This window comes from Bradyrhizobium viridifuturi, assembly GCF_001238275.1.
GTDB classification, from domain to species: domain Bacteria; phylum Pseudomonadota; class Alphaproteobacteria; order Rhizobiales; family Xanthobacteraceae; genus Bradyrhizobium; species Bradyrhizobium viridifuturi.
In genome coordinates, this window is the sequence record NZ_LGTB01000042.1 from 1 (window position 1) to 13,468 (window position 13,468).

At 64.5% G+C, this 13,468-nt stretch carries 9 protein-coding genes, 2 pseudogenes and 1 riboswitch; of the genes and pseudogenes, 3 read left to right on the forward strand and 8 right to left on the reverse strand.

Annotation, left to right across the window (positions count from 1 at the left end; translation table 11 throughout):
* Nucleotides 1-167: 167 nt before the first annotated feature.
* Complete coding sequence (locus tag ALC15_RS31560) at nt 168-788, forward strand: TetR/AcrR family transcriptional regulator (protein ID WP_200914711.1); 621 nt, start codon at nt 168-170, stop codon at nt 786-788.
* Between the two features lie 44 nt (nt 789-832).
* Here ALC15_RS31560 and ALC15_RS31565 read toward each other — a convergent pair whose 3' ends face one another.
* A complete protein-coding gene (locus ALC15_RS31565; RefSeq protein ID WP_094194230.1) occupies nt 833-1,831 on the reverse strand; it encodes a winged helix-turn-helix domain-containing protein in 999 nt (332 codons plus the stop codon).
* 151 nt (nt 1,832-1,982) lie between these two features.
* On the opposite strand from ALC15_RS31565, the gene ALC15_RS31570 reads away from it, so the two are divergent.
* Entirely contained in the window at nt 1,983-3,161 is a 1,179-nt protein-coding gene (locus ALC15_RS31570) for an ABC transporter substrate-binding protein (RefSeq protein WP_050630671.1), read from the forward strand.
* Between the two features lie 35 nt (nt 3,162-3,196).
* Here ALC15_RS31570 and ALC15_RS31575 read toward each other — a convergent pair.
* A pseudogene (locus tag ALC15_RS31575) lies at nt 3,197-3,615 on the reverse strand (hypothetical protein).
* 222 nt (nt 3,616-3,837) lie between these two features.
* On the opposite strand from ALC15_RS31575, the gene ALC15_RS31580 reads away from it, so the two are divergent.
* Nucleotides 3,838-6,105: a T6SS phospholipase effector Tle1-like catalytic domain-containing protein gene (locus tag ALC15_RS31580; RefSeq protein ID WP_050630672.1), complete on the forward strand. Its 2,268-nt coding sequence runs from the start codon at nt 3,838-3,840 to the stop codon at nt 6,103-6,105.
* Nucleotides 6,106-6,195: 90 nt separating this feature from the next.
* On the opposite strand, the gene ALC15_RS31585 is transcribed toward ALC15_RS31580, so the two are convergent.
* The 6 genes and pseudogenes from ALC15_RS31585 to ALC15_RS31610 form a co-directional block, all read right to left on the reverse strand.
* Nucleotides 6,196-7,296 (reverse strand): LLM class flavin-dependent oxidoreductase, encoded by a 1,101-nt coding sequence (locus ALC15_RS31585; RefSeq protein WP_050630673.1) that lies wholly within the window; start codon nt 7,294-7,296, stop codon nt 6,196-6,198.
* A 196-nt stretch (nt 7,297-7,492) separates the two neighbouring features.
* Nucleotides 7,493-8,416, reverse strand: coding sequence for a homoserine O-succinyltransferase (locus ALC15_RS31590; protein WP_050630674.1), 924 nt, complete (start codon nt 8,414-8,416; stop codon nt 7,493-7,495).
* Between the two features lie 38 nt (nt 8,417-8,454).
* A riboswitch (SAM-I-IV-variant riboswitch) is annotated at nt 8,455-8,561 on the reverse strand.
* A gap of 224 nt (nt 8,562-8,785) precedes the next feature.
* A complete protein-coding gene (locus tag ALC15_RS31595; RefSeq protein ID WP_050630675.1) occupies nt 8,786-9,898 on the reverse strand; it encodes an NADH:flavin oxidoreductase/NADH oxidase in 1,113 nt (370 codons plus the stop codon).
* A gap of 152 nt (nt 9,899-10,050) precedes the next feature.
* Nucleotides 10,051-11,157, reverse strand: a complete 1,107-nt coding sequence (locus tag ALC15_RS31600; RefSeq protein ID WP_050630676.1) for an esterase-like activity of phytase family protein — start codon at nt 11,155-11,157, stop codon at nt 10,051-10,053.
* 3 nt (nt 11,158-11,160) lie between these two features.
* Nucleotides 11,161-13,058 (reverse strand): annotated as a pseudogene (cobT, locus tag ALC15_RS31605) (cobaltochelatase subunit CobT).
* A complete protein-coding gene (locus tag ALC15_RS31610) occupies nt 13,055-13,465 on the reverse strand; it encodes a GNAT family N-acetyltransferase (protein ID WP_050630677.1) in 411 nt (136 codons plus the stop codon). The pseudogene cobT and the gene ALC15_RS31610 overlap by 4 nt, the downstream one beginning before the upstream one ends.
* Nucleotides 13,466-13,468 lie beyond the last annotated feature (3 nt).

The following is a 13,468-nucleotide window of genomic DNA, read 5'->3' on the forward strand; positions in this document are numbered from 1 at the left end:
GGCGATCCGCTCGATCGGCGCGGTCGCCAGTGAGAAGATGGCACGGCCAAAGCCCGTCACGAGCTCGATCGCGTCATCGACGAAGGTGGTGGTCAATTGAAGTGCTAGGGTCCGCATGTGAGTGGCCTCCTGCCAACTTGAGCAACGCTCAAATTAGTAGCCTGAAAATGAACATTGTTCAAGAAAAATCGCGACGGGACCGGAAAAAGCTTCAGCGGCGAGCTCTGCTGATCGAGATCGCGCGCCGCTACATCGCAGCTAAAGGCTTGAGATCATTGAAGGTTCGTGATGTCGCCGAGGCCGCCGGCTGCTCCATCGGCAGCGTCTATAACGAGTTCGGCGACTTCGACGGCCTGATCCTGACCGTGAACCGGGAGACCGTTCAGGCCCTGACCGCCCGGCTCAAGGCCGTCCCGGTCGAGGATCCCCTGCGCCAGCTGCACGGGCTCGCGGACGCCTATCTCGGCTTCGCCACCGAGCACGCCAATCTGCTGCGCTCGCTGTTCGAGCACCGGATGGAGGACGACCGGCCGTTTCCGGAAGATATCCTCGCGATGGTGATGGACGCGTTCGCGCTGATGCATGCGCCGCTGGTGCGGCTGTTGCCCGATCGCGATCCCGACGACGTCGCGCTGCTGTCGCGGATGATGTTCTCCGCGGTCCACGGCATCATCTCACTGGGCCTCGAGGAACGCATGGTCGCGGTGCCGCCGGAGCAACTGCGCGAACGGCTCGCGCAGTTCGTCGACACGCATCTCGCCGGATTGGGCATCACGCGCGGGGCGTAGCAGCGGCCAACGATCTGCGTGGCGACCAGCATCGCGAACAGGGATCAAGTCTGATTGTGTGCGACGCGGCCTGGTCGGGCGAGAGTCCAGAGCGGTTCGAGGAACACGACACTGGTCCCTCCCTCACGAAAGACGAGCTTGAACTCGATCCGTCCGTCCCCGGTGATGGAAGCGGAATGCGCTCCCGCATTGCCGTCATATCGCAGGATGCCATCCGAGACTTGCCCGGTAAAACCGCCGGAGAAGCCCGGTCCGGGTGTGCGGCTGTGCGGCATCGCCGGTCCGTTCACGAGATAGCCGGTCGCAACACCGTCCCGGTCGACACTGGTGACAATCATCATGAACTGGCGGTGCGAGTTGATCCATCCCTCGTCACTCGCCCACACGCCGAGAAAGCGCCGGACATTGTCCGGTACGTCGCCTGCCGGCGCGCGAATGCGAAAGGCGGGAAGCGGCAGTTGCTTCTCGACGGCCAATGCGGCGATCCGCTCGACATCCTGATCTGGCACGATGCCGTGATCGCTGGGCGCAAGCCAGTTCACCAACTCCGCCAGAGGATGCCGCATGCGATCGGCAATCAGCGGAGCGGTTGCCAAAGCCGCGAAGGCGATCACGGACAGGCCCGAGACCAGCAACCATCGGGGAAGCGCCGCCAGACGTGCTGCAACGCCCCGGGAAGTTGACGCCGGACGCGGGACGCTGCGCAGTTCATGGTCGTCCGACGGCGGAACGGGCTCGGCATCGAGCCGGTATCCCCGGCGTGATACCGTCTTGATGATGCGGTGTTCGTCGTCCCGCAACTTCAGGCGCAGTTCGCGGATGCATTGGACGAGCGAATCGTCGGAGACCGCGACGTTACCCCAGACCGCCTCGTGCAGATCCTGCTTGGACACCAGCCGCCCCGCGTTGCTGACGAGATGGCGGAGGACCGCAAATGATTTCGGCCTGAGATCTAGCTCGACGCCATCCACGCGAACGACGCCGCGGGCGAGATCGAACACAAATGAATCAAATATCAAAACGGAATCAGTCGCCGGGTCCATAGAGGTCACTCCATGCCCACAGACGGCACCAATCCGGGAAATTTAGCAGGAAATTCGTCGTTCTGTCACTTCTTGATCAGGACTTCCGCGCGGCGGAGCCGATAGTCGAAAGCCGGCTCGGCGTCATCTCCGGGCACGCGGGAGGTTGGCCATGTCGAGGACGCGCTTTGCCGTGTTGGCCGGGGTCGTTCTGGCGCTTGCAGCGGTGCAGCCGGGACCGACCCGGGCACAGGACGTCGTGAAAATCGGGCTGGTGATGCCGTTAACAGGCGTGCTGGGGCCGGTCGGCAAACAGGCGGTTGCCGGGGCGCGGCTCTACATGGCGCAGCACGGCGACATGGTCGCCGGTCGCAAGATCGAATTGATCGCCCGGGACGATGCCAGCGTGCCCGACAATGCCAAGCGCATCGCGCAGGAGCTGATCGTCAACGACAAAGCCGAGATCCTCGGCGGCGGGCTGACGCCGAGCGTGCTGGCGCTCGCCCCGCTGGTCACCGAGAGCAAGACGGCAACCGTCGTCATGGTATCGGGCACATCGATCGTGACCGAAAAGTCGCCCTACTTCGTGCGCACCAGCTGGACGCATGCGCAGCAGGCCAGCGTGCTGGCGGATTGGGCGGCCAGAAACGGATCGAAGCGCGCCACCATCATCGCGTCCGACTGGGCACCCGGGCGTGAAGCCGCCGGGGTATTTTCGGCGAGCTTCGCCGCGGCGGGCGGAGCGATCGTCGAAGCGATGAAAGTGCCGCTGGCCAACCCCGACTTCGCGCCGTTCCTGCAGCGAGCGCGGGACGGCAATCCCGACACCCTGTTCATTTTCGTCCCGACCAGCCAGGCCGGCATCCTGGCCAAGCAGTTTGTCGAGCGCGGGCTCGACAAGAGCGGGATCAAGCTGATCGGCCCCGGCGACATCGCCGACGACGAGGACCTGCCGGGGATGAGCGACGCCATGATCGGCACGATCACGGCGGGGTTCTACTCCGCGGCGCATCCCTCCGATCTGAACCGCGACTATGTCGCGTCGTTTCGCAAGGCCAACGCCAATGTCCGCCCAAACTTCATCAGCGTCAGCGCCTATGACGGCATGCATCTGATCTACCAGGCGCTGAAGGCGACCGGCGGCAAGACCAATGGCGACGCGCTGATCGAAGCCATGAAGGGCATGGCCTGGGAAAGCCCGCGCGGCCCGATGTCGATCGACCCTGTGACGCGGGACGTGGTCCACGACATCTACATTCGCCGGGTCGAGAAGGTCGGCGGCGAGCTCTACAGCGTCGAGCACGAGACCTTCAAGGCGGTCAAGGACCCCGCCAAGATCGCGAATAAATGAGCCAGGCACAGTAGGTCCGGCACTGCTCCGCCGTCTTAGACCCGGGTGCGGGCGATCGTGCCGGCGACGATCTGCATGGCTACGCCGAGCACCCAGCCGGCCATGATCGCCGCGGTCCAGGCGATATCCGGCTCGCTGCGCAGCACCACGACACCGACCGAAAAGAACGCCACCATGGTCGCGAGGAAGGTGCCGATCGCGCTGAGCAGCTCCGCGGCGTCGATCTTGCGCGTCGAAGCGGTGTCCTTCGGGTGGAAGAGCTTTGGCGGCGTGTCGATGCGAGATAGAAGCCGATCGCGCCGCCCAGCATCATGATCAGCAGGAACGCCTGCGACGTCAGTGCCGACACGCTCGAGCCGACATGGACGGCAACGAACAGACCACTCGCGGCTCCCGCCAGGGCCAGGCCGAAGCGCTCCAGGACATGGGCAAATTTTCTGACGCGGCTGCGCATCGCTATGCCTCATCAATGAATTGCGCCGTCGGTCAAGCTAGGCCTTTTCGGCACGTTGCGAAAGTCGTCACGTCTCAAATGGCCGCGACCTCGTGACACTTTTGTGCGCCAGTTCACACCTATCACGGCACGGAATGATTATTGATCGATCCAAGGTAGCAATCAATCCGGCTGCTGCTACGCTGCGCCATCGGCTTCATTCATTTCAGCGGGCCTCCTTCGATGCCGAGTCCGAAGATCATTATCCTGTCCGACGGCACCGGTAACGCCGCCTCCAGCGTCTGGCGTACCAATGTCTGGCGGATATTCCAGTCGCTCGATTTGCAGGGCAACATGCAGGCCGCCAAGTATGATGACGGCGTCGGCACCTCGTCCTTTGTCCCGCTTGCGCTGCTCGGCGGCGCCTTCGGCTACGGGCTCAAGCGCAATATCCTCGACACCTACAAGTTCATCTGCCGCAACTACGACCACCAGAACGGCTCGCAGATCTACCTGTTCGGATTCAGCCGCGGTGCCTTCACCGTGCGCACGCTCGCCGCACTCATCCTGGATCAGGGACTGATCGTCGCGGACACCGAGGCCGAACTGCACGATGGCGCCGTGAAGGCCTATCGCGCCTATCGGGCCGCCGGCTACCACTCGATCTGGCGCATCGAGGTGCTGTTCCGCGCGCTGCGCGACTACATCCTCGTGCCGGTGCTGGACCGTCTTCAGGGCAACAAGCCCTATGCAGGGATAGCCCGGAAGCAGGTGCCATCGATCGAGTTCGTCGGCATCTGGGACACCGTCGCAGCCTACGGCTTGCCGATCGACGAGATGACGCGCGGCATCTCGAACTGGGTGTGGCCGCTCGAACTGCCGAACCGGATTCTCAGCCCGCGGGTCAAGTGGGCACGACACGCGCTGGCGCTCGACGACGAGCGCACGACCTTTCATCCGGTGCTCTGGACCGAGCAGGAGCCGGGACAGCCCGCACCGGCGGTGCCGGCGACCATCGATGGCGAGCGCCTCGTCCAGGTGTGGTTCGTCGGCATGCATGCCAATGTCGGCGGCGGCTATCCGGACGATGCCATCGCGTACGTGCCGCTGGCCTGGCTGGTCGACGAGGCCGTCAAGCGCGGGCTCGTGTTCAAGAGCGCGCCGATCGCCGATCCCGATGCGATCAAGGCGATCAGGTCCTCGGAGGACAAGGATGGCCGGCTCTACGATTCGCGCGCCGGCCTCGGCGCCTATTACCGGTATGGGCCCCGCAAGGTCGCTGACCTCTGCAACGATCCCTATGCCGGCGTCAGCGTGCCGATGCCGAAGATCCACGAGAGCGTGTTCGAGCGGATCGACAGCGGCGCCAATGCCTATGCCCCGATCGGCCTGCCGCCGAACTACGTGGTCGTCTCCCGCAACGGCCAGATCACGCCGTTGGCCTCCAGTACGTTTGAAACGTCCGCCGGCGCGCCGGCGCGCTATGCCGCGCAGGAGAAGCTTTGGAATTTCGTCTGGATGCGGCGGATCGCCTACTTCGCGACACTGGCGGCGTCGCTGCATCTGGCGGCGTTCTGGCTGTTCCACAATCAGCACAAGGAGCACGAATTCAGCTCCTGGTTCAGGATGATCTCGGAGCTGGTGCGCTTCGTGGAATCCTTCCTGCCGGCTTCGTTTCACTGGTGGACCGATTGGTACGCCGGCAATCCGGAATGGTTTGCCGGCGGCATCATCGCCGTTTTCGTGCTGATGGGCGTCGGCAATTCGCTCAGCGCAACCATCAGCGACAGGATGCGGATCATCTGGCGTGACCGCGCCAGCCCGGCGCCACTCTCCGGGTTCATGCACCATGCGATCTATCGAGTCCGTACCAGCGCGATCTATCAATGGATTCTCAATGCCGGGAAGCGGCACGTCGTGCCCTTCCTGCTCACGGCCCTGCTGGTGTGGTTCGGCGCGACGCTCCTCAGCCATTTCCTGTTCAATGCCGCGGACTCGATGGGCGCCTTCTGCAACGGGACCGAGGCCGACAAGCTCGTCGCCGTCGACAAGGGCATCCCGCAGGATGCGGCCGATTTCGACACCAGCGCGATCTGTGCGCCGACCGGCCTCAAGGTCCGCACCGGTTTCAGATACGAGATCGCGATCACGATGTCGGAGCCATGGGAGGACGCCGGACGCGCGGTGACGCCGATCGGATACCGAACCTCGACCATCGAGGGCGCAAAGCGCTGGCGCGGATACGCCACGATCTTCCTGCGGCGGATCCTGTTCCGGCCCTGGTTCAGGTTGATCGCGCGGGTCGGAGAAACCGGCGTCGACGAGTATTTCCTCGATCCCCTGCCGGCGCCGAACACCGACCCGCAGGTCTACAAGGCAAGGTTCACCGCGGACCGCAGCGGCGAGATCTTCCTCTACGTCAACCAGGCCGTCATAGGCCTGCCCTGGATCACCAAATGGTTCTATGGCGATCACAAGGGCAAGGCGAAGGTCACGGTGAAGTTGCTGTAGGCAGCACAGCCCGTCGGATCCGTTGCGATCAGGCGATCCCGTGAAAGCGGGGCGGCGTTGCCGCCGCCCCGCGTCATCCTCATCCCAGACCTAAGCCGCGCGCCCGACCGAGGCGTCGAGATGCTTCAGCCGCGGCAGCACCTCGTGCTTCAGGAGCCGCAGCGAATTGTGCCAGGCCTCGGGCTTGTGCTTGTAGTCAAAGCCGAACACCAGGAGCACGCCGAAGCCGCCGACTTCCTGATAGATCTTCTCGATCTTCTCGGTGACCGTGGCGGGCGAGCCGACGATCCAGTTGTTGCGGGCGCAATACTCCACCGTGACGTCACTGTCGGGAACGTCGGGCGACGCCTTCAGATAGTCCTTGAAACCGAAATGGCCGAGCAGCGGCAGGAAATACTCGCCCATCATCCGGCCCATCATGTCGCCGGTCGACAGCTTCCAGGCCTCCGCGTCGGTATCGGCGACGAAGACCTCGCGCACCATCCGCCAATCCTTGCGGCTCGGCTTGCGGCCGGTCTTGGCGGCGCCGGCTTCGACCGAGTCCCAGTGGCTGCCGACATAGGCCGGATTGAGATTGAGGCTCATCGGAATGAAGCCGCGCTCGCCGGCGAGCTTCAGGGTGTCCGAGTTCTTCGACAGGCCGGCGACGCCGATCGGCGGATGCGGCGCTTGCTGAGGCTTGATGTGGGGCTTCAGGAAATCGAACATCGTGTCCGGCTTGGTCACCGTCCAGAACTTGCCTTTGTGAGTCCACGGACCCGGCTCGGTCCACATCTTCAGAATGATCTCGAGCGCCTCGCGGGTCATGTCGCGGTTCTGGCCGGACATGCCGTCGACATTGAACATCGCCCAGTCGCTCGGCAGGCCCGAGGCGGCGACGCCGAAGTTCAACCGTCCGTTTGAGAGATGATCGAGCATCGCGACGCGGTTGGCGAGCTCGGCCGGATGATGATACGGCAGCAGGAAGCCACCGGGCCCTATGCGGATGTTCTTGGTCTGCAGCAGCGCCTGCGCCACCAGGAGATCGGGCGACGGATGCGGCTCCCAGGGCGCGGTGTGATGCTCGCCGATCCAGGCCTCCTGATAGCCGAGTTCGTCGAGCCAGCGCAGCACCTGCAGGTCCCAGTCGTGGCCCTCTTTCAGTCCGCACTCCGGCGGATGCGACGGCATCGCGAAGTATCCGAGTTCCATGGGTTTCCTCTCTTTGTTCGTTGCGTGTCTTCCGCACGCGCGCAGAGAGTAGCTGCCCAGGCTGCGACAGAACAATGGTTTTATCGCCTGCTGCCCTGCCGGGATTACACGTAAGGCGTCCCCTTCAGCATGGTTGCGATGCGGCTTCGCTCCATTGCACGCAGAAAGACCTGGCTTGACGACGAAAGGTGACGAGCTAGGACACCACCGGCGAGACGCGGCCGATCGCGGCGGCATCGAAGGGCGTGGTTTGGTAAATTTCGTTGATCCAGTTGCCGAACAGAAGGTGGGCGTGACTGCGCCAGACGTTCTCCGAGCATCGCGAAGGATCGTCGCCGGGGAAATAGTTGGCGGGCAGCTGAGCGTTGCCATCGCGAGCATAATCGTCCGCGAGAGTGTCGGCTTCGTATTCGAAATGATTGAAGATATGAAGCGAACGGCGATGCGGATCGTTGACGAGGCAAAGGCCGGTCTCGTCGCTAGCGGCCAGGACGTGCAAGCCGCGGCCTTCCGGAATGTCTGAAATCCTGACCTCCGTCCAGCGCGAGACAGGGACGTCGAACCTGTCTGAAAAACCTCTCAGATACGGCGATGCCGGGACCAGGTTGCGGTGCTGGAAAACTCCGAAGGCCTTGCGGGCAAGCTCGTGCTTCGGCACGGCGTGGAAGTGATGGAGAGCCGCCTGAGCGGCCCAGCAGATGGTCAAGCAGCTGTGGACGTGGGTTTGCGTCCACTCGAAGATCATCCGCAACTCCGGCCAGTAGCGGACCTCCTCGAACGGCAGGCGCTCGACCGGCGCGCCCGTGATGATGAAGCCGTCGAAGCGCTCGGCACTGACTTCGCTCCATGGCCGATAGAAGGCCGCCAGATGGTCGGCGGATGTGTGACGCGCCACATGATCAGTGATCCGTACCAGCGTCAGCTCTATCTGAAGTGGGGTGGCTCCCAGCAAGCGAGCGATTTGCGTCTCCGTGCTGATCTTATTCGGCATAAGATTGAGCAGCCCAATCCGCAAGGGACGGATGTCCTGCCGTATCGCGTCAGCCTCGCGCATGACCACGACGCCTTCTGCTTCCAGCGTTCCACGTGCAGGGAGGTCGTCGGGGATCTTGATCGGCATGACGTGTCGTTCCTTTCTTTTGGAACGACGCTGGTGGCTTGGGTCCGCTTGGTTGCCGGCTCGGCCACATCCTCCCTGACGGAGTGCCACCTTGCCCGGATTGGCAGGTTGGCGTTGGGCGTCGCCCCAACTCTTGATGCAAGCGGACCTCTAGCACGAGGCCTTAGCGCAAGGCAATTTTTCCGGTTCCACGCGTTGCAACAGAGCACTGCCGGCATCGATCGCTTCGGCTGCCTCGATCCATGCCTCACGTCGAAGACCGCTCCACATCGAAGAGCTGCCGCAAGATCGATCGCAACACCAATATCGAACACGATGGCGCCGTCGCGATGTTCGTCACACATCGCGGTCCTTGCGGTCGATGTATCCCTACCGCGCCCCGAACGTGGTCTTGCCGAACAGCGCCTTCTGGGTCGAGGGTTGCGAGCGCCAATATTGCGGCGGCGCGCTCACCTCGCCGCCCAGCTCGGCGGCGGCGTGCCAGCCCCAGCGCGGGTCGTAGAGCATGCCACGGGCAAGCGCGACCATGTCGGCCTTCCCGGACGCGACGATCTCCTCCGCCTGCTTCGCTTCGGTGATCAGGCCGACCGCCATCGTGGTGACACCGGTGGCCTCCCGCACCGCCTGCGCCGCGGGTACCTGATAGCCCGGCCCGAGCGGGATTTTCTGCAGCGCTGAGACGCCGCCGGAGGAGACATCCATCCAGTCGACGCCGCGCTTCTTCAGCTCCTTGGTGAACTCGATGGTCTGCGCGACGTCCCAGCCGCCCTCGACCCAATCGGTCGCCGACACCCGGACGCCGACCGGCTTGCGGTCCGGAAAGACAGCGCGCACCGCGTCGAACACTTCGAGCGGAAAACGCATCCGGTTCTCGAGCGAGCCGCCGTAGCGGTCGGTGCGCTTGTTGGCGAGCGGCGACAGGAACTGGTGCAGCAGATAGCCGTGCGCGGCGTGCAGCTCGAGCGCGTCGATGCCGAGCCGGTCGGCGCGCTTCGCCGCGGCGACGAAGGCCTCGCGGATGCGCGCCAGGCCGGCATCATCGAGCGCCACCGGCGCGGCCTCGCCGTCCTTGTGCGGGACCGCTGAAGGTCCAACCGTCTGCCAACCGCCTTCGGCAACCGGGATCAACTGCCCACCCTCCCAGGGACGCTGGCTCGATGCCTTGCGGCCGGCATGGGCGAGCTGCATTGCGACCGCCGTCTTGGAATGCTTGCGCACCGAAGCCAGGATTGGCTTCAGCGCTGCTTCATTGGCATCGCTGTAGAGGCCGAGGCAGCCCGGCGTGATCCGCCCGATATCCTCGACATGGGTGGCCTCGATGCAGAACATCGCGGCGCCCGACAGCGCCAGCATGTTGATGTGGGTGAAATGCCAATCATTGGCGGAGCCGTCATTGGCCGAATACTGGCACATCGGCGCAACCATGATGCGATTGGCGAGTGTCAGACTACGCAGTTCGATCGGGGAAAACAGGGTGCTCATGCGGCGATATCCGGATCGGGGAAAGGGCCCGGATAAGATAGAGGCCGAGGCCGCAATCACCAACTGTTCGGGACGCCGTGCAGGCCCGGCGCAGATCAGCAATGCGGATACGATGTCCGTTCACCCTCCCCTGGAGGGGGTGAAGGGAAGCCTCACTCCACCAGCGTGAACTGCAGCAGCAGGTTGCGCTGGATCAGGGAGAAATTGTCGTCGGAAATCATGGTCAGCACGGTCTCGCCCTCGGCAGTGAAATGGGCATCGATGCCTTCCATGTTGTCGATCTCATTGCCGAGATCGGCGTTGAAGATCGCCGGTCCGTCGACGATGGCGCCGGGCGCGATGTCGGACAGCGCGAGGCGGCGGATACGGATGCCGACACCGCCGAGCCAGGAGAATTTCCGCTCCAGGATCAACAGATCGCCCGACGGCATCAGGACCGCATCGCTGATGTCGAAATTCTCGGTGCGTCGGACGCTGAACTGGCCCGGCGTCTTGCCGCCGACCAGGAAGGCGATCAGGTTGCCGCTCGCGTCGAGCCCGCGCTCCGACATCGCGATCAGCGTGCCGGCCAGCGCCTGCCCCTTGGCCAGATCCTTGGGCATGACCTTGGGCACGAAGACCAGCGCCTCGAGCCCCTTGTTGATGGGAAGCTTGCGCGCCGCCGGCGGCAGCGGCACCACCTCGCCGCGCGAACGGGTAAAGCCCTTGGCGAAGTCGAAGCGCAGTACCTGGTTGACCCGTTCGAGCCCGACATAGGCAGTCGAGCCGTCGAGCGCGAGCGATTCCGAATCGTACCAGCCGCGGGTCGCGGTGATCGGCCTGCCGTCGGCACCGAGCAGCGGGGCGGCCTCGACATCGTCGAGCCCGGCCATCTCGCGGCCGCGATAGGCGATGCGGCCGGTGAACCAGGTGCCCTGGTCGCTGACCGCGATGAAGCGCTCCCCCCTGGTATCGAGCCTGAGCGCGGAGAGGCCGCCGAAGCCGGCGAACGACGAGGTCAGAATGAGGCCGCTGCGATATTCCAGCGCGCCGAACCGCACCTTTGCACGATCGCGGATATCGAACGACGGCAGCGGCCGTGCGTTGACCTCGATCGAAGCCGGTTCATCGACGCGATGGCGGCCCGGTCTCCCCGGCGGCCCTGGCGTCAGCGCCGACGGGTTCGCGCCCTGTGCCAGCGCGAGACGCGGCAATGCTGCGGCCGACAACCCCGCCGCCACACCTTTCAGGATATGGCGGCGGCTAAAGGTTGAGCGCATGTCTCACGAGTGGAGGCGGCGCCGCGTGCCCGCGCCGGGCGCCGAGCCGTGGGTCTCGCTGAACAGCTCGGCGAGCTTTTCGGTGATGGCACCGCCAAGCTCCTCGGCATCCACGATGGTAACGGCGCGGCGATAATAGCGCGTCACGTCGTGACCGATGCCGATCGCGATCAGCTCGACCGGCGAGCGGGTCTCGATCTCCTCGATGATGTGGCGCAGATGCCGCTCGAGATAGTTGCCCGGATTGACCGACAGCGTGGAGTCGTCGACCGGCGCGCGTCGGAGATCATCATCAGGATGCGGCGCTGCTCGGGGCGCGCGAGCAGGCGCTTGTGTGCCCAGTCGAGCGCCTCGCCGTCGATGTTCTCCTTCAGGAGACCTTCGCGCATCATCAGGCCGAGGTTCTTGCGCGCACGACGCCACGGTGCATCGGCCGACTTGTAGATGATGTGCCTGAGATCGTTGAGGCGGCCGGGATTGGCCGGCTTGCCGGCGGCAAGCCAGGCTTCGCGCGACTGCCCGCCCTTCCAGGCGCGGGTGGTGAAGCCGAGGATCTCGACCTTGACGCCGCAACGCTCCAGCGTGCGCGCCAGGATGTCGGCGCAGGTGGCGGCAACCGTGATCGGACGGCCGCGCATCGAGCCGGAGTTATCCAGCAGCAGCGTCACCACGGTGTCGCGGAACGTCGCCTCCTTCTCGTGCATGAAGGACAGCGGATGATAGGGATCGGTGACGACGCGCGACAGCCGCGCCGGATCGAGGATGCCTTCCTCGAGATCGAAATCCCAGGCGCGGTTCTGCTGCGCCATCAGGCGGCGCTGCAGGCGGTTGGCGAGCCGCGCCACGATACCCTGCAGATGCGCGAGCTGCTTGTCGAGATAGGAACGCAGCCGCTCCAGCTCGTCGTGATCGCAGAGGTCTTCGGCCGCGATCACCTCGTCGAACTTCGGCGCAAACGCATGATATTCCGGGCCGCGCGGTTCGTTCTGGCCGCGTGAATTCGGCCGCGTCGCCTCGCCCGGCGTCTCGTCGTCGCCGAGCTCGCCGTCATCGAACGTGTCAGACGTGGAGGCCTGCGCGCTCTCCATCGCGCTTTCGCTCATCTCTTCCGCCGACGTTTGGGCCTGGTCGGCGCTCATCTCCTGCGCGGCGTCGGAATCGGGCGAGCCCTCGGCGCCGGACTGATCGCTCTCGCCGTCCTGGTTCTCGTCCTGATCCTCGTCGTCGTCGGAATCCATGTTGCGGTCGTCGCCGAGATCGAGCGCCGACAGCAGGTCATGGACGAGGTCGCCGAACCTCGCCTGGTCCTCGGTGAAGCGGCTGAGCTGGTCGAGCCGCGAGCCGATCTTGTCCTCCAGCGTCGGACGCCAGAGATCGACCATCTTCTTGGCGGCCGCGGGCGGCGCCATGCCGGTGAGACGCTCGCGCACCAGCATCGCCAGCGCATCCGACAGCGGCGCGTCGGCGCGGTCGGTGATCTCGTCATACTTGCCGCGGTGGAAATGATCGTCGAGCATCGCGGTGAGGTTCTTCGCGACGCCGGCCATCCGGCGCGAGCCGATCGCCTCGACGCGCGCCTGCTCGACCGCCTCGAACACGCCGCGCGCCTGCGGATTGCCGGGCATCAGCTTGCGATGCACCTTGGGATCGTGACAGGCGATCTTCAGCGCGATCGAATCGGCGTGGCCGCGCACGATCGCCGCATCGCGCTTGGTCATCTTGCGCGCCGGCTCCGGCAGCCGCGCCTTGCCGGGCGCAAGCCCCGGCCGCTCGGCGGCGAAGGAGATCTCGAGCTCCGGCTTCTTGGCGATCGCCTTCAGGCACGCCGACACCGAGCGCTTGAACGGCTCGGTCGGCGCTTCCTTCGATCCGGGACGGAATTTGATATTGGAGGTTGTCATAGCGATTTCGTAAACCAGTGGCGCGTGACGCCGCCGGGATATCCCTCAATCGAACCGAACTCTTTATATCCGTTGGCGCGGTAGAAGCCCGGCGCCTGGAAGCTCATCGTATCCAGATAGGATTGCGTGGCTCCGAAGCGCCGCGCCTCGTCTTCGATCGCCTTGATCAGTTTCGCGCCAAAGCCCCTGTTGCGAAACTTCTGCTCCATCCAGAACAGCTGGATGAACAACACCGCGGTCCAGACCTCGCCGACGATACCGCCGACGATCTCGTCGCCTTGCCGCAGCGAGATGGCGAAGCGCTTGTACTTCTGCTTCCCCATCTTCTCGTTGTTGTAGCGGAGCAGTCCGCCGAGCACCGCTTTCTTCGTCTGTGTGACTGTGCGCTCGACGGAGATTTTCGGCATGGA